Source organism: Ihubacter massiliensis (genome assembly GCF_024125305.1).
GTDB lineage: Bacteria > Bacillota > Clostridia > Peptostreptococcales > Anaerovoracaceae > Hominibacterium > Hominibacterium faecale.
Genome location: NZ_JAMXVH010000001.1, coordinates 1,270,658 through 1,287,814, shown reverse-complemented (window position 1 = coordinate 1,287,814; position 17,157 = coordinate 1,270,658). Strand labels below are relative to the sequence as shown.

Here is a 17,157-nt window from a genome sequence, read left to right as displayed (position 1 = left end):
ATGACAACGTTAACGGACCTTCCAAATATCGGAAAGAAGCTGCAGGAACAGCTGATCAGCGTAGGGATCGATACGCCGGAAAAGCTCAGGCAGATTGGCAGTGAGGAAGCCTGGCTGAAAATTTATGAAATTGATCCGTCCGCTTGCATTAATCGGCTCTATGGCCTGGAAGGCGCGATCAGGAATGTAAAAAAGACAGAATTGGAAAAAAGCAGAAAAGAGGAACTGAAGGCTTTCTGTCGGGAAGTAAAAGGCTAGGAGACAGATATTTTATGGGGACTGTTGGTCTATATCATACTTGAGCGAAAAGGAGCCATGCAAAAGATGAAAGAAAATAAGTACGACGACGAAATCTTTTTTAAGAAATATCAGGCCATGAATCGTTCGCAGCAGGGGCTTATAGGCGCGGGTGAATGGCCGGCTATGCGGAGGGTGCTTCCCAATTTTAAGGGCAAAAGCATCCTTGACTTGGGGTGCGGTTATGGATGGCACTGTCTGTATGCGGCTCAACATGGGGCGAAATCCGTGATCGGTACCGATATTTCAGAAAAGATGCTGACTGCTGCTGCGGAAAAGAACAGCCATAATAAGATTGAATACCGGCTTTGTGCCATGGAGGATTTGGATTTTGCAGAAGATACCTTTGATGTGATCATTAGTTCCCTGGCGTTCCATTATATTGAAGACTTCAGTGCCTTGATAAAGCGTATCGGCGCATGGCTAAAGCCGCAAGGAAAATTGACTTTTTCCGTGGAACATCCTGTGTTCACAGCTTATGGCAATCAGGATTGGTATTATGGTACCGATGGGAATATTGAGCATTTTCCTGTTGACCGGTATTTTTATGAAGGAAAACGGGAGGCAGTTTTTTTAGGTGAGCAGGTGACAAAATATCACAGGACCCTGACCACATACTTGAACACTCTGCTGGAGAACGGGTTTGAACTGAAACATGTGATTGAACCTCAGCCGCCGGAAAGAATGCTGGACATACCGGGGATGGCCGATGAAATGCGGCGCCCGATGATGCTGATCGTTTCCGCTCAGAAAGGCGGGTATGCAAAATGCGGAGGTAGCTGCTATGCATGATGATGTCTGCAGACAAGCCTGCCTGTTGATTCAAAAAATAATGAGCAGCTATATTTCAGGAGAACCAGAAAAGATAAGGGACGTAATGGAATACATTTCGCCGGATATTCTGGTGATAGGAACGGGCAAGCATGAATTCTACCAAAACCTCAATGCATTGAGAGCGGGGCTGAAAAAAGACCAGCAAGAAGCGGAAGGCATTAACTTTATAATTGAAAATGAATGGTACGAGGCAAAACTGATTACAGACGATGTATGTTTGGTATATGGTGAATTTAAAGCTTGTGAAACAAATATAGAGGGAAAACGGATGATTATCCATATGGATACCAGGATAACCGCATCCCTGCATTGCGAACCGGACGGAAGAATGGTGGTAGACAGTCTGCATCATTCTGTTCCTTACCTTTATCAAAGGGAAGGAGAGTATTATCCCAAGACCTTTGCTGATCAAGCGGAAGAAGCTATGAAACGAAGTGCGGTTTTGGAAAGGGACATTCAGCTGGACCCGATGACCGGTATTCTGAATCGCAAGTTTATGGAAAAATATGTTAATCGGATGCTGGAGCACAAAACAGCCGGTACTCTCTTTCTCATTGATCTGGATGATTTTAAGAAGGTAAACGATATACAGGGGCATCAGGCTGGTGATAAAGTGCTGAAACAGATTGCAAAGGTATTACAGGGACTGCAGACCGGTTCGGCTGCTGCGGGCAGGATGGGAGGAGATGAGTTCATGCTCTTCTGTCCTGATTTGAATAAAAGTGATGCAGAAAAGACAGCCGATCAGTTAATTCGGCAGACCGGACTGGCTCTTGAGGAGATGGAGCTGCAGCCGCCGCAGAGCTGTTCGGTGGGATTAGTATCCGTAGATGATGCAGATATGACATTTGAAGAGGCATATGGCAGGGCCGATGAGGCGCTTTATAAGGCCAAAGCTCAAGGAAAGGGGAGATACTGCTGGTATGATTTCCGTTAAGCGTATCAATGTTCTAGAATAAGCGATTGACGCAAGAATGGGCGATGAAATATAATAGACCTAAACGGAATGATACTTGTATGCAGACTGGACCAAGTCCGGCAATACAAATCGTTTAATCAGATTGGAGGTTAAAAATGGTTGTAACGACTACGAATCAGGTTGAAGGCAAACGGGTTGTTGAATACAAGGATATTGTATTCGGAGAAGTAATCACGGGTATTAATTTTTTTAAAGATATTGGCGCAGGGCTGAGAAATATGTTCGGCGGCAGGAGCCAGGGCTACGAGGATGAGCTATGCAATGCACGCAACGAGGCTCTGGAAGAAATGAAGCGCCGTGCGGCTCAGCTGGGTGCTAATGCGGTAATTGGCGTGGATATCGATTATGAAGTCCTTGGGGCGGACAACGGAATGCTGATGGTGACAGCTTCCGGGACAGCAGTGACAGTAGAATAACGAGAATGCCCTATGAGAATCTTCGGACCTGGAACCGTCAATGGCGGATCGGGTCCGAATTTAACTTTATTTTCCTTTTTGTGGCCAATGGTTATCTTACAACTTACATACTCTTTGCTGCTGTGTATGCTTATTGCTCTGACAGGTACAGTCTACGGAGCGTAGGTTGTAAAAGAAGGCCAGTTCGGATATGCTGTTTTTAACAAACAGTAAAGGAGTAAATTACAATGAATTATATTACAGGTAGTACAATCCGAATTCTGAGAGAAAAGAAGCGCTATACACAAAAGCAGCTGGCAGAGCGTCTGTCTGTCAGCGACAAGACCATTTCCAAGTGGGAAACGGGAGTTTCCCAAACAAAAGGATATTGAGAAATAACCTGTGTTTACCTGCTTGCAAATAGAAGAATGTCGCTACTAAGTAAGCTAAGAGATACTACATAAACGTGTTGGTATCTCTTTTTCTATGTAGTGAAACAGCAGGCTATTTCATTTCTGCTTGATTGTCCTAAAACTTATTAGTCTGTGGGTTGTCAAGGGCTTGTTGCGTAAGCAATGCTTTAGCACCCTTTACAAATCATAGACGGATAAGTAGCTTTTCAAAAGCAGAAAAGAAATGACGATATTGAAGGGGTATGATATAATGTACATAAAGATAAATTGGAAGATGCGGAGGTGGTCGATTGTGGAAAAAACTAAAAAGAAAAATTGGATAATAGCAATCATTGTTGCTATCTTTTATTTAGCAGTAAGTATTCTCTTTGATTTATGGGCTTATTCTTGGATTATATGGATTGCCTATGCACTTTATAGATTTATCGTCAAATAGACAATTCCAGTTTATATAGAGAGCAATAAATTTGAAGTTGTGGAGGTACATAACGATGATGAAAAAAATGATTGCATATTGTGGACTAGATTGTGAAAAATGCGACGCATATATTGCAACAATCAATGACGATCAAAAATTGCGAGAAAAAACTGCAAAACTATGGGCTGAATTAAATAATGCTCCTATTCTTCCAGAGCACATTAACTGTCAAGGTTGTCGTGTGGACGGACTTAAAACCGTATTTTGTGATAGTATCTGTGGTATTCGCCAGTGTGCAATGAAAAAAGGTGTTACTAGTTGTGCCAACTGTTCAAATTTAGAAAATTGTCCTACTGTTAGGGCAATCCATGAGAATAATCCGTCTGCTTTGAAAAACTTGAAAGGATAAATTTGAAGTTGTCAAGTTTTTTCAAACAGCCTCATTGCATAGGAATGCCAAACAGATTATCCTTAAAGTAGGAGGTGGCAGAAATGGCAAACGAAGATAAAAAAGATTTTAATGCTATGTTGCACGATAATAAGGATATGCCAAAATTTCAAATCATTACAGACCAGAAAAGCATTGAAAAATATGGTGGAAGTAAAATGTATTTTGCACCGCCAATCGACTATGACAAAGTAATGAAAAAAATTCCGTATGGTAAAGTGATTACCGTCGGGAAAATACGAGAATACTTTGCGGAGTTAAGTGGTGCAGATTTTACAGAACCGATTACAGCAGGAATTTTTGTTTCTATTGTGGCATGGGCGAGTTATCAGCGTTCAGAAGATGAAACGCCTTATTGGAGAACATTGAAAGCGAACGGAGAACTAAATGCTAAATATCCAAATGGTATTGAAGCACAAAAAGAAAAATTAGAAGCAGAAGGACACACCATTATTCAAAAAGGGCGGAAAAATGTACGGTACTATGTAAAGGACTATGAAAATTCTCTCTTTGATTTGAAATAGGTAAATCCCAGTTTGCAAAGAGGAAAAGAGTTTTATATAATTAGCAGTTAAAAAGGTGGAAAAATTATGGAAAAAGATAAAATTAGGTTTATATGTTTTTTATTTGCCTCAATATGTTTCTTTATAGTGTCAATAATGAAATTTATGGATAAGAATACTGCCTCAGCAATAATATTTTTATTATTAGGTATTTCTTTTTTACTTTTATCAACTACACATTTGAAAAATGATAAATAAGTACAACCCCAGTTTATGTGGAAGATGACCTAAAATCTCTTACAAAGACGGAGTGATCCAGACATGGTGGCGGGAAAATCCCCAAGATTTTTCCGCCATGCTTGCAAGTGGCTGGTTCACTTCATCTGTGAGCGAGCTTGCGAGCGAACATCAAGCCCCCGTTATCTAACAAGGGGGGCACAAAAAACAAGAGTCAATATACATTAACAAGCGGAAAACGCTGTATTTACAAGGCGAAACTGCATTTTACATGGTGTGATATAAATTATGCCATTATCACTTGGGAAAATTGAACAAGACATAGGAAAGACAGTTGATTTCAAACGAGAAATTGATTGTCTTTTTCTTTTGCAGAAATTTAAGTATAGGCAATTATCAAATACGGTAGTTGCTTTTTTGATTGGAGGAATTTTAGAATGAATGATAAAAACTTTATTGAAGAACTAAGACAAAAGCGTGAGGAATACGGAGTAACACAAACAAGGCTTGCTGTTGCCTGTGGTATCAGCCGTGAATATTACAACCGCATTGAAAAAGGGAAACAGCCATTGAATGACGAATTAAGAGAAGTCATAGAAAAACAGATTGAGCGTTTCAATCCGCAAGAACCACTATTCTTATTGATTGATTACTTTCGTGTCCGCTTTCCTACTACGGACGCATTGGCGATTATCCGTGATGTATTACAACTGAAATCTGATTATATGCTTTATGAAGATTATGGAAAATACGGATATGAAAGCAAATATGTACTTGGCGACATCAATATCATGTGTTCCATGCAGGAGCATTTAGGTGTTTTATTGGAACTGAAAGGCAAAGGCTGTCGGCAAATGGAATGTTATCTGCTGGCACAGGAACGCTCATGGTATGACTTCATGCTGGATTGTATGACGGCTGGTGGTGTGATGAAACGGCTTGATTTGGCTATCAATGACCGAGCAGGAATATTGGATATTCCAAAGTTAAAGGAAAAATACAAGGCTGGCGAATGTGTTTCCTATTTTCGTATGCAGAAAGATTACAGCGGTACAGAAAAATGCGGTAGCGATTTACCAAAGAATACAGGAGAAACCTTATATCTCGGTTCAACAAGTAGCGAATTATATATGTGTGCTTATCAGAAAAATTATGAGCAGTATGTCAAGAATGGCACAGAAATTGAAGATACGGAGATTAAGAACCGTTTTGAAATACGCATGAAGAATGAACGAGCCTATTATGCGGTTGTAGATTTACTGACCTATCGGGACGCTGAACGCACCGCTTTTTCTATCATCAATCATTATGTCCGCTTTGTTGACAGAGAGGACGACAAGCCAAAAAGTCAATGGATAACAAATGATGATTGGGCATGGTTTGTAGGGGAAAACAGAGAGCCGATACGCTTAACCACAAAGCCAGAGCCTTACACTTTACAAAAAGCGTTGCATTGGCTACAAAGACAAGTTGCACCAACAATAAAAATGGTACAGGCATTAGACAGAGAAAATCATACAACGATACTGAAAGATATGATTGAGCAGGCAGAACTTAAAGACAAGCATAAACATTTATTACAATTAGAGAAATCAACCATAGAAGAACGTATAGATACCGCTGTTCCACAAGAGAATGACGGTATTTTTTAATGTAATTGAAAAATTTCAGATTTAGTCAGCAAAGAGCTGTTTTCATTCCCTATGTGAAGTGAAAGAAGAAAAATAAATTTTTTATTAAATCTGCAACAAAACGGCTACTTGCGTACAGATATGGTGCGAGAAAAGGAAATCTAAACTTTTTTTGAAAATAGGTCATTAAATCGGGGCTTGCTGTCCCTATATGAAGTGAAAGAAGAAAAAAGTTTTGAAAAAATGACGGAAATTCGTGATTAGTGGACAGTGTTCTATGAAAAGAAGAAAAGCATCATCATTTTGTATTCAAACAGGCATTAGCAGTTGAGTGTTGATGTGAAAAGAGGAAAATACTTTATTCTAAACTTAACAATTTAAGGTTTCCGTTCCCTATATGGTGCAAAGAAAATATTTCATTCTATTGTTGGCAGTAACGGTATGGTTTGGGTAGTTAGGGTGTGAAAAGAAAAATAATCTTTTTTCGTCATTAACTTAGCAAAATGACAATGTCTATCCCTATATGGTGCAAGAAAAGAAGTTAAAATTTTTCCATTTCAACTTAGCAAATGGACGTTTGCTGTACAGATAGTAGTGAAAAAGGAGAAAATCAACCGTTGATTGCCAAAATGAACCGTTCCATTTGTACTAATAACGGAAAAAGTTTTGGATTTTGGTTACGTTTCCCCTCTTTTCCAACGCGGTATATAGGAAAGATGATTTTCTTCTTTCGTGTTCTTTGACAACTGAATAAAGCAATTCAATACGTTTGACAGACAGCGAGCCGTTGAAACAAATACGCCACGACCTTTCCCCTGCAAGAGCGAGCGAAAACCTATTTGTGTTCTTATAAAAGATTTGTCCTCTTTTATCGCCATGACCTGTACTGTCAGATAATGATACTCCCGTACAGCCACAGCTTGAGCGTTCAGAGCGTCGCACGCAATGGGTACGGCTACATAAGAACTATGCAGAGGTGGAACTCCTGTGGGCTATGACAAAAGCCGTTGAATTGCTTAGAAAGATTTTACAGAAAGGGGGTATGTGTTATTGATAATGCTGTAAAAACAATTCAAAAGAAAAATGGCAAGTGTGGCATTGGCAACAGAGGAAAGACAAAGATTGTAGTAAAAGAGCATTTTTCCGAAAAGGGCAAAACAATGGAAGAACTTCTAACTGATGTCATGCTGGAAAAAGCAAAGCAGACAATCGCATAAAATCAGTGCAGTTGTAAGAAATAGATTGAATGACAAAAAGTACCCGTGTTATACTTTACTTGCAAGCAGGTATTGTAAACATGGGTTAGTTATAAAGGAGGATAACTGACAATGAAACAACAGATTTACAATACTGCACTTTATCTTAGGTTAAGCCGAGATGATGAATTACAGGGCGAAAGTTCCAGCATTACCACACAAAGAAGTATGTTGCGTTTATATGCAAAAGAACATCATTTGAATGTGATTGATGAGTATATTGATGACGGCTGGTCGGGAACAAATTTTGAAAGACCGAGTTTTCAAAGAATGATTGAAGATATAGAGGCAGGAAAAATCAACTGTGTTGTAACGAAAGACCTTTCCCGACTTGGCAGAAATTATATTATGACAGGACAATATACAGAATTGTATTTTCCCAGCCATAATGTCCGTTACATAGCGATTGACGACGGGGTAGACAGCGAAAAAGGCGAAAGTGAGATTGCACCATTTAAAAATATCATCAATGAATGGGTGGCAAGAGATACAAGCCGTAAAGTGAAATCGGCATTTAAGACAAAATTTGCAGAGGGTGCGTATTATGGGGCTTATGCTCCGTTAGGATATAAGAAACACCCCGACATCAAAGGAAAACTGCTGGTTGATGAGGAAACAAAATGGATTGTTGAAAAAATCTTCTCCCTAGCCTATCAAGGTTACGGTAGTGCAAAAATCACAAAGGTACTGCGAGAAGAAAAAGTTCCGACAGCGTCTTGGCTGAATTTCACAAGGTACGGTACTTTTGCACATATCTTTGAGGGAAAGCCCGAAAGCAAGCGTTATGAGTGGACGATTGCTCATGTCAAGGCAATTTTAAAAAGTGAAGTCTATATCGGAAACAGCGTTCATAATCGACAATCAACAGTTTCATTCAAGAGCAAGAAAAAAGTTCGTAAGCCCGAAAGTGAATGGTTTCGAGTAGAAAATACCCACGAACCGATTATTGACAAAGAAGTGTTCTATCGTGTGCAGGAACAGATAAAATCAAGGCGTAGACAGACAAAGGAAAAAGCAACGCCGATATTTGCAGGGCTTGTCAAGTGTGCGGATTGTGGCTGGTCTATGCGGTTTGCGACAAATAAGGCAAATAAAACGCCATACAGTTATTATGCTTGCAGTTACTACGGACAGTTTGGCAAAGGTACTTGTTCTATGCACTATATCCGTTATGATGTGTTGTATCAAGCCGTATTGGAACGATTGCAGTATTGGGCTAAGGCAGTACAGCAGGACGAAGAAAAGGTGTTGAATAAGATACAAAAGGCTGGGAATGCAGAGCGAATACGGGAAAAGAAGAAAAAGGCAAGTGCCTTGAAGAAAGCCGAGAACCGACAAAATGAGATTGACCGCTTGTTTACGAAAATGTATGAAGATAGAGCCTGTGAGAAGATAACGGAACGAAACTTCATCATGCTGTCGGGGAAATATCAAAAAGAACAGATAGAACTGGAACAGCAGATAACCAACCTAAGAGAAGAATTAAGTAAAATGGAACAGGATATGATAGGTGCTGAAAAGTGGATTGAGTTAATTAAGGAGTATTCCGTACCAAAGGAACTGACAGCACCGTTGTTAAATGCAATGATAGAAAAAATCCTTATTCACGAAGCAACAACGAATGAGGATAACGAAAGAATACAGGAAATAGAGATATACTACCGATTTATTGGAAAAGTAGACTGATAATGAGGGGTCATATCTTTAACTAAGGGAAACTGGTAAAGGGCTTCCCGATGTCAGTATGGTGGAACCATTGGCAAAAGAACTGCAGGTTTCGGTGGCGGAGCTTTTATCCGGAGAACAGATTATCAATCGCAATGCGGCTGCAAATCTGCTGCGCGCCCGTTTTTATGTCTGTCCCTTGTGCGGAAACGTGATTCATGCGCTGGGAGAAGGTGTTTACAGCTGCTGCGGCATAACGCTTCCGCCTTTGGAAGCAGAGGAAATAGACGAGGTTCATAACATTCAAGCCGAACAAATAGACGGTGAATTATACCTCTCGATCGATCATCCCATGACAAAGGATCATTACATCTCCTTTCTGGCTTCGATTAATTCTGCCGGATATCTGCAAATGATAAAGCTTTATCCTGAGCAGGCTGCAGAAGGTCGCTTTCAAATGAGAGGAAAAAGTGTAGTATACGGATACTGCAATAAACACGGCTTGTTTAAAACAAAGATTTGATCTTAGCTTGTATATACTAGACGATAGCCGCTTCAATCGCAGAATTGAACTTTTTTAAGAGCGGCTGTCCGCATATTGGGGTGTTCCCAGCCCGTACCCGCCTGCCACATCCAGGATATGGCCAGTTATATAAGAAGATGCATCGCAAGCGAAAAATGCCGCCGCATCTGCGATATCCTCCGGGTTTGCCATACGGCCGAGGGGAACATGAGATAGAAACGATTTTAAAAAATCTTCGGGCATGTTTTTCATGGCCGCCTCAGTTGCGGTCAGCCCGGGGAGTACTGCATTGCATCGAATATTATTGCGGGCATATTGCAGTGCAATTTGCTGTGTGATGTTATTAATCGCAGCTTTCGAAACTCCGTAGCCGATTCTGGTTATATCGGCAATGAGGCCGCCGATGGAGGAAATATTGACGATATTGCCGCCGCCGCTTTTGATCATATGGGGAATGGTGAGCTTGCAAAGACGATAAACGCTTCCCAGATTGAGATGCAGCAGATCAAAAAAAGCTTCTTCGCTGCCGTTTACTAGGTCCAAATCCACAGCTGGACGGCCCACTCCAAAATTGTTGATCAGGATGTCAATGCGTTCTGATTTTTTTATGATTTCTTCGATCATCGTTTCATAACTATCCGTTTGCGTGCCGTCGAAAAAGACTGGAGTCATTTGATATTCAGGGTGCTGGACGCAAATCTCTTCCGCGGCATCCGGCCTTCTTACACCCATATAGACATGAGCGCCGCCCCGTGCCAGCTTGAGTGCGCAGGCCAGCCCGATTCCCTTTGTGGAAGATGTTACTAATGCAATTTTATTTTCAAAACATTTCATGTATTTTCACCATCCTGGTCGTTGATAGTTTTTAGTATGAGATAAAAAACAGTTCTTTATGCCTGCGGCAGAATAAATTTTCTTCCATAAAGAATACTAAAGATAAATAAATCATGAAGGAGGTTTTTTATGTCACTAATTAATAAACAATTGGATGAATTCAAAGTTAATGCGTATCACAACGGTGAATTTACTCAGGTTACCAGACAGAGCCTTGAGGGCCATTGGTCGGTATTTGTATTCTATCCTGCAGATTTCACTTTTGTTTGTCCGACAGAACTAGGGGATTTGGCCGATCATTATCAGGATTTTAAAAACATTGGCTGTGAGGTTTATTCTGTTTCTACAGACACCCATTTTGTACACAAAGCATGGGCGGATACCTCTGATACCATCAAAAAAATTCAGTATCCGATGCTGGCTGATCCGACGGCAATACTGGCACGAATGTTTGAAGTGCTGATTGAAGAGGAAGGGCTGGCTCTTCGGGGAACCTTTATCGTCAATCCCCAGGGAGAAATAAAAGCTTATGAAGTCAATGACAACAGCATTGGCAGAGATGCTGAGGAATTGCTGCGCAAAGTGCAGGCTGCTCAATTTGTAGCTGAACACGGCGATCAGGTCTGTCCTGCTAAATGGAAGCCTGGTGAGCAGACCCTGTCTCCAAGCCTGGATTTAGTAGGCAAGCTTTAAGGTGCAATGAGATAGAAGGATGCTGCAAAATGACTGGTTTCCAGCTGTTTTGCAGCATTTATTGCTTTTAAAATGGGAAAAGGAGTGAAACTATGCGTAATAAAAACAGTTATGACTTAATTATTCTTGGCGGCGGCTGCGCCGGTTTGACCGCTGGTATTTATGCAGGCAGGGCTAAGCTGAGAACCCTGATTATAGAAAACCGGCAGGCGGGCGGCCAGGCGGCTACCACAGATGAGATCGCTAATTACCCGGGTTTGAAGACAACAACCGGACCGAAATTGATGGCAACTATGCTTGAGCAGGCCAAATCCTTTGGAACGGAATTTCTTCAAAGCCAGGTGCGCAAGATTAATTTGAAGGACGAACAGAAAGAGGTGGAAACAGACGCAGGAACTTTTGTGAGCTGGGCCGTAATCCTGGCAACAGGCGCCAATCCAAGAAAACTGGGATTTGAGGGAGAAGAAGCGTTTAAAGGCAGAGGCGTAGGCTATTGCGCGACCTGCGACGGCATGTTCTTTGAAGGCAAGGATATTTTTGTAGTCGGAGGAGGGTATAGTGCTGCCGAGGAAGCCCTTTATTTGACCAGATTCGGCAAAAAAGTTACAGTCCTCGTGCGAAAAGATCAATTTCGCTGTGCGAAATCCATTGCTGATAAAGTGCTATCTCACCCAAAGATCGAGGTGCGCTTTCATACGGAATTGCTTAAAGTATACGGGCAAGAGCTGCTGGAAGGAGCAGTCTTAAAAAACAATAAGACCGGTGAAGTAACAGAGTATAAGGCTTCGGAAGAGGACGGAACATTCGGCGTCTTTGTTTTTATTGGTTATGAACCTGATGCGCAGCTGTTTAAAAACCAAATTCAGCTGGACCAGGAAGGGTATATTCTTACAGATGAAACCATGCAGACCAGCGAAGACGGCGTTTTTGCCGCGGGAGATGTGCGCCCCAAACTTTTGCGGCAGCTGGTTACGGCAACTGCGGACGGCGCGGTAGCAGCGACTCAGGCCGAAAAATATATCCTAAAAATAAAAGAGAAATACGGAATTGAGGAAGAATATACCCATACGGCTATAGGTAAGCAGGAAACAAAAGAGCGTCCGGCCGCTGCTGATCAGACGGAAAATCAAGGTGGTCTGGAACCGGAAGTTCGTGCACAAGTATTGACTGTTTTTGAAAAGCTGAATCGAGACATAACGATTGTAACCATATTCGATGAAACAAATGAAAAATCAAAAGAACTTACCGATTTCTTAAAAAATATCGCAAACCTCAGCTCTCATATCAATCTGCAAGTCTACCAAAGGGGAGAAAATCTACAGGTTGAAAAAGCAATTGGGTTTGAACGAGTACCGACAGCAGCTTTTCTCGACAGCGAGGGTGCCTATACAGGAATCAAATTCAGCGGAATTCCCGGCGGACATGAATTTAATTCCTTTATCCTGGCGATCTATAACTTGGCGGGGCCCGGCCAGGAAATCAGCGGAGAGCTGATCGAGCGGGCACAGAGGATTCAAAAGGAGGTGCATCTTCAGATATGCGTCTCTCTCTCGTGTCATTTCTGTCCGGAGGTAGTGGCTGCTGCCCAGCATTTAGCTGCGATCTGTAGCAAAATTGAAGCTGAGATGATCGATATTGGACTATTTCCGGAAATGAAAAAAGAGTGGAATTTGATGAGCGTTCCGGCGTTGATCGTGAATGGACAAAAACCAACATTCGGCCCAAAAACAAAAGAAGAAATTCTGGCGTTAATTGAAAAAGGTGAGTGAGGGTATGGGATCAATAATAAAGAAACACATGCATTATGCCTGGTTGGTGCTGGTTGGTGTTATCCTTATACGAGGGTTTGCGGGCGGCGGACTCAACATGACCTCCAGCCTATTTCTAGCTCCTGCTGCTGCCGAAATCGGTACCGGAATCGGCAGCTTATCCGTTTATTTGAGTATTACATCTGTAGTAATGGTAATTTGGCTTCCTGCGGCGGGAAAATTGATTAACAAGTATGATGTGCGTAAAATGGCCGCTGCCGGAGCTGCCCTGCAAGCTCTTTCCTTTGCCGGATTCGGTCTTATGAAAACCGTGTATGGGTGGTATGTGCTGGCAATTCCTTACGCAATGGGAGCCGCCTTGATCGTTAATTTACTCGGCCCAATTTTGATTAATCGATGGTTTGCAAAAAAAGCGGGTACTATGCTGGGATTACAGATGGCTTTCGTTGGCTTGTTTGGTGCAGTTCTTCAGCCGTTTACCTCCGGACTGATTCAGGTAAGCGGCTGGCGGGATGCCTACTTTATGGTCGGCGGCGGATCCTTTCTGATCCTCTTTTTTGTGTCTTTGCTGCTGCTGCGCAATCGGCCCGAAGACCAAGGAACGCAGCCTTACGGGGAAACAAAAAATCAAGAAAGTCTGCCCCAAAAGAAAGCTGAAGAGCTGGCGATTACTGAAAACACGGCGCTTCGCTCCGCATCTTTTTACCTGCTGCTCTTTTTTATGATTGCGATAACTGGCGCAGGCGTTTTTACACAACATATCCCCATCTATGGATCGGTCCTAGGCTATTCGGTAAAAGCGACTGGTACTGCTTTAGCGTTTGCATCAGTAGGCAGCGCCATCGGTTCGATTGCCATTGGAATGATCAGCGACCGAATTGGAAGCCTAAAAACTTGCTATGGGCTGATTGGCATCGGGATTGCGGCTGTGGGAGCTTTTTTTATCAGTTCGGCGGGGTTTTTCGTCTTTGGCACCGCGACTTTTCTTCATGGGCTGGTCAGCTCCGGGATTATGGTATTGGCGCCAATTTTGACGATTCAATTTTATGGACAAAAGGATTATGAAAAAATCTATGCCAAAGTCTCCATGGGGGCGCCCCTTGCATCCATCATCCTCATCCCAGCCTATGGTTTTATTTATGATCTGACCAAAAGCTATGTCTTTGTGCTCTTTGGGATATTGGCGCTGCTTATTGCGGCTGCTTTCTGCATTGGTTTGGGCTGGAGAAAACGCTGCACAATAGAAGGCTGTCCGGGCTGGAGGAAATGATAAAGAAACCCCGTCCAGCCACTTGCCGGGGCTTGAAAAGAAATGGGGCGCGAAATGGCGCTGCACTTGTTGCCTTCTTCAAGGATTTAACATATAATAGAACGAACGAAAGAAAATAGTGCGGCGCAGAGATCATAACCGAAGCTGGTAAGAGCTGCATTTCTGTGAGCAATGGAGAATCTCATATGAAAAAGTGGAAAAGAATAAGTTCTATATTTTTAATCGCAATGATTTTATGCACACTAACAGCCTCTAACATATATGCAGATGAAAAGGGAGAAAAGGATCCCCAGCAGGTCCTGACCGTTGCCTTTCCAGAGACGAAAGGCCTCCAAGAAGTAAACGAGGATGGTACTTATGGAGGCCTTGTTTATGATTGGCTTATGGAAATCGCCAAATACACCGGCTGGAAATATGAATTTGTGACTGGCGACGTGGAAACAATGCTGTCTGGGATGATGGAGGGTAAATACGACTTAATGGGAGGCATGTTCTATCAGAAGGAATATGAGTCGTTTTTTGAGTATCCTAAATATGCGGTCGGATCAAGCTATTGCCTTCTGATCAGCAGAGAAAATGACCCTGAGGTTAAAAGTTTTGATATCTCGACATTGAATGGTAAAACAATCGGTGTTTTTCAGAATGCAAAAAGTAAAATCGAACGCTTAAAGGTATTTCTTGAATCTAATCAATTGAATTGCAAAATCAAAAAATACAAAGATGTAAAAGCGTATGAAAGCTGCCTTGATAATGGAGAGGCGGATTTGATGCTGAGCAGCGATGCAAATTTAGAAAATTTAGATGCGGCATATGATGTTTGCGCAAAGTTTACTGCGGAATCATATTATATCGTAACAAAAGCCGGTTCTTCAGAAATATGTTCAGAACTGAGCCAGGCCATTGAGAAGATTTATGAAGCGGATCCCAATATGGCGCTGGAGTTATATGATAAATATGTATCGAATACATACACCAATTCAATTCATTTTTCAGAATCGGATCGCAATTATATAAAAGAGAGTGGGACTGTTCGAGTAGCCATAATCAAAGAGGGATACCCGCTTACATATCGTCAGAATAAAACGCTGAAAGGTATTGTGCCGGATGTTTTAAACTTGATTCAGAAACAAACAGGGCTGAAATTTGAATACGTTTATGCCAACTCCTATTCAGATGCTTTGGGAAAGATCAAGGACGGAAAAGCGGATATCATGGGCAGCTATCTGAATGATGCTTATCAGGCAGATATACAGCAAGTGGTCCTTACAAAAAAATACGCCCAGTTGAATACCGTTATAATCAGAAACAGACAATCAGAGCTGTCTGATAAAAATTTAACCATAGCCGTACCAGAAGATATGGCAGTACCCAATGGTGAACAGAACCACAAAGTGGCGTTTTATCCCACATTTGCTGACTGCCTTAAAGCTATAGACGCAGGAGACGCGGATTATATGGAGATCCCCTCCGCTCTCCTGGAATCTCTGTTTACCAGCAATTATTACGCCAATGTAACGCCGAGTGCGGCGGGAAATGAGCAGATGCAGATTTCCATGGCCTTAAGCAGCGATTTCGATGTGAATCTATATTCGATTCTCAATAAAGCCATCAATAGTTTGAGTAAAAAAGAAATTGAAGGAATTATACAGCAGAATTTAATATCCTCACAGATCAGTAAACCGAACTTAAAAGCAATGCTCTATTCACATATAGGTGCAGTTATTGTCTTCCTGATTGCCTTTATCATTTTGCTGGTCTTGGTATTCTTTACCATAGGACGCCTCAGTTTGAAGAGCAAAGCGATGGCATTGAAACTGGAAAAGGCAGAGGAAATGGCAAAAGCAAAATCAGATTTCCTTTCGCGCATGTCTCATGAGATTCGAACCCCAATGAACGCGATCATCGGGCTGACCTCTCTTACTAAAAAAATGGACGGTACACCTGAAGATGTGGGCAGCAATTTGAATAAGATTGACACGTCGGCCAAATTTCTCCTTTCTCTGGTAAACGATATTCTTGACATGTCCAAACTGCAAAGCGATAAAATGGTTATACAAAGCGAGCCGTTTTCTTTAAACAAGCTTATCCGGCAGATCGAGGACATCTTTACCTTGCAGGCAGAAGAAAAATCTCTGGAACTTTCATTTAGCAAAGCTTGGAGCAAAGACGGCTTTATTGGAGATGAAACCAGGCTGGCTCAGGTTTTAGTAAATCTTTTATCCAATGCCTGCAAGTTTACCCCTGAAGGCGGTACCATTCAGTGTTCAGTTGAGGAAAAAAGCCGAAACCAAACCCATGCCAGCCTGGAGTTTCGGGTAAAGGACACTGGAATTGGGATTCACGAAGACGATCTGGAACGGATTTTTGGTTCCTTTGAACAGCTCAATCAGAACGAGTATCGGGTACAGGGAACTGGTTTGGGACTGGCAATCAGCAGTAATCTGGTGCGTTTAATGGGAGGATCCTTAGAGGTCAGCAGTCGGCCTGGAACAGGTTCAGATTTTTTCTTTACCTTGGATTTGCCCCTTGCGGACGATATTCAGACCGGGTGCAAAAACACGAATCATATGAAATCGGGAAAACGGCTGTCCGAAATGCATTTTCTTTTAGCAGAGGATAATGATCTTAATGCTGAGATTGCGATTTCCCTGCTGGAACTGGAAGGCGCTCAGGTGGATTGGGCTTCCGATGGACAAAAGGCAGTTGAGATGTTTAAGGATTCTCAGCAAGGTTATTACCAGGCGATTCTGATGGATGTGCAAATGCCGATTATGAACGGTCTGGATGCCTCATTTGAAATTCGAAGACTTAACCGGAAGGATGCAAAGAAGGTTGCGATTATCGCCATGACGGCTAACAGCTTTCGAGAGGATAGAGAAAAGGCACTTGCTGCCGGAATGGACCGATTTATCGCCAAGCCTTTCGAGGCGGATCAACTGATTGAAACCTTACTTGCGTGTACAACAGAAGGCACAGAATGATAGGAGCAGAA

The 17,157-nt window shown here is 42.0% G+C and carries 18 protein-coding genes; 17 read left to right on the top strand and 1 reads right to left on the bottom strand.

What is annotated here, in order from left to right; translation table 11 throughout:
• The 13 genes from NIA71_RS05960 (at position 1) to NIA71_RS05900 (ending at position 9,599) form a co-directional block, all read left to right on the top strand.
• A complete protein-coding gene (locus NIA71_RS05960; protein WP_148396428.1) occupies positions 1-258 on the top strand; it encodes a TfoX/Sxy family protein in 258 nt (85 codons plus the stop codon).
• 66 nt (positions 259-324) lie between these two features.
• Positions 325-1,089 (top strand): class I SAM-dependent methyltransferase, encoded by a 765-nt coding sequence (locus NIA71_RS05955; RefSeq protein ID WP_253019898.1) that lies wholly within the window; start codon positions 325-327, stop codon positions 1,087-1,089.
• The gene (locus tag NIA71_RS05950; protein WP_253019897.1) at positions 1,082-2,068 is read left to right on the top strand and encodes a diguanylate cyclase domain-containing protein; all 987 of its coding nucleotides are present in this window, start codon (positions 1,082-1,084) and stop codon (positions 2,066-2,068) included. Before NIA71_RS05955 ends, NIA71_RS05950 begins: the two co-directional genes overlap by 8 nt.
• Positions 2,069-2,205: 137 nt before the next feature.
• Positions 2,206-2,526 (top strand): putative heavy metal-binding protein, encoded by a 321-nt coding sequence (locus NIA71_RS05945; protein ID WP_148396434.1) that lies wholly within the window; start codon positions 2,206-2,208, stop codon positions 2,524-2,526.
• 227 nt (positions 2,527-2,753) lie between these two features.
• The gene (locus NIA71_RS05940; RefSeq protein WP_367177876.1) at positions 2,754-2,897 is read left to right on the top strand and encodes a helix-turn-helix transcriptional regulator; all 144 of its coding nucleotides are present in this window, start codon (positions 2,754-2,756) and stop codon (positions 2,895-2,897) included.
• A gap of 313 nt (positions 2,898-3,210) precedes the next feature.
• Positions 3,211-3,354, top strand: a complete 144-nt coding sequence (locus NIA71_RS05935) for a WxxxWxxW domain-containing protein (RefSeq protein ID WP_195609068.1) — start codon at positions 3,211-3,213, stop codon at positions 3,352-3,354.
• A gap of 55 nt (positions 3,355-3,409) precedes the next feature.
• Positions 3,410-3,745, top strand: a complete 336-nt coding sequence (locus NIA71_RS05930) for a DUF3795 domain-containing protein (RefSeq protein WP_367177875.1) — start codon at positions 3,410-3,412, stop codon at positions 3,743-3,745.
• 83 nt (positions 3,746-3,828) lie between these two features.
• Positions 3,829-4,308 carry an MGMT family protein gene (locus tag NIA71_RS05925; RefSeq protein ID WP_005422089.1) on the top strand — a complete coding sequence of 160 codons (480 nt, stop codon included), beginning with the start codon at positions 3,829-3,831 and terminating at the stop codon, positions 4,306-4,308.
• Positions 4,309-4,374: 66 nt separating this feature from the next.
• A complete protein-coding gene (locus NIA71_RS05920) occupies positions 4,375-4,545 on the top strand; it encodes a hypothetical protein (RefSeq protein WP_180958649.1) in 171 nt (56 codons plus the stop codon).
• A 416-nt stretch (positions 4,546-4,961) separates the two neighbouring features.
• Positions 4,962-6,176 carry an XRE family transcriptional regulator gene (locus NIA71_RS05915; RefSeq protein ID WP_009243662.1) on the top strand — a complete coding sequence of 405 codons (1,215 nt, stop codon included), beginning with the start codon at positions 4,962-4,964 and terminating at the stop codon, positions 6,174-6,176.
• Between the two features lie 986 nt (positions 6,177-7,162).
• Positions 7,163-7,372 carry a hypothetical protein gene (locus NIA71_RS05910; RefSeq protein WP_002303258.1) on the top strand — a complete coding sequence of 70 codons (210 nt, stop codon included), beginning with the start codon at positions 7,163-7,165 and terminating at the stop codon, positions 7,370-7,372.
• 111 nt (positions 7,373-7,483) lie between these two features.
• Positions 7,484-9,097 (top strand): recombinase family protein, encoded by a 1,614-nt coding sequence (locus NIA71_RS05905; protein ID WP_055225116.1) that lies wholly within the window; start codon positions 7,484-7,486, stop codon positions 9,095-9,097.
• Between the two features lie 70 nt (positions 9,098-9,167).
• Positions 9,168-9,599: a desulfoferrodoxin family protein gene (locus NIA71_RS05900; RefSeq protein ID WP_253019896.1), complete on the top strand. Its 432-nt coding sequence runs from the start codon at positions 9,168-9,170 to the stop codon at positions 9,597-9,599.
• A 54-nt stretch (positions 9,600-9,653) separates the two neighbouring features.
• Here NIA71_RS05900 and NIA71_RS05895 read toward each other — a convergent pair whose 3' ends face one another.
• Positions 9,654-10,433: an SDR family NAD(P)-dependent oxidoreductase gene (locus NIA71_RS05895; protein ID WP_148396437.1), complete on the bottom strand. Its 780-nt coding sequence runs from the start codon at positions 10,431-10,433 to the stop codon at positions 9,654-9,656.
• Positions 10,434-10,562: 129 nt separating this feature from the next.
• Between NIA71_RS05895 and ahpC the strand changes: the two genes are divergently transcribed.
• The 4 genes from ahpC (at position 10,563) to NIA71_RS05875 (ending at position 17,146) form a co-directional block, all read left to right on the top strand.
• A complete protein-coding gene (gene ahpC / locus NIA71_RS05890) occupies positions 10,563-11,126 on the top strand; it encodes an alkyl hydroperoxide reductase subunit C (RefSeq protein ID WP_148396439.1) in 564 nt (187 codons plus the stop codon).
• Positions 11,127-11,218: 92 nt separating this feature from the next.
• A complete protein-coding gene (trxB, locus tag NIA71_RS05885) occupies positions 11,219-12,895 on the top strand; it encodes a thioredoxin-disulfide reductase (RefSeq protein WP_253019895.1) in 1,677 nt (558 codons plus the stop codon).
• Between the two features lie 4 nt (positions 12,896-12,899).
• On the top strand, positions 12,900-14,165 hold the full coding sequence (locus tag NIA71_RS05880; protein WP_253019894.1) for an MFS transporter: 1,266 nt from the start codon (positions 12,900-12,902) through the stop codon (positions 14,163-14,165).
• A gap of 185 nt (positions 14,166-14,350) precedes the next feature.
• The gene (locus tag NIA71_RS05875; protein ID WP_253019893.1) at positions 14,351-17,146 is read left to right on the top strand and encodes an ATP-binding protein; all 2,796 of its coding nucleotides are present in this window, start codon (positions 14,351-14,353) and stop codon (positions 17,144-17,146) included.
• The last annotated feature ends 11 nt before the right edge of the window (positions 17,147-17,157 follow it).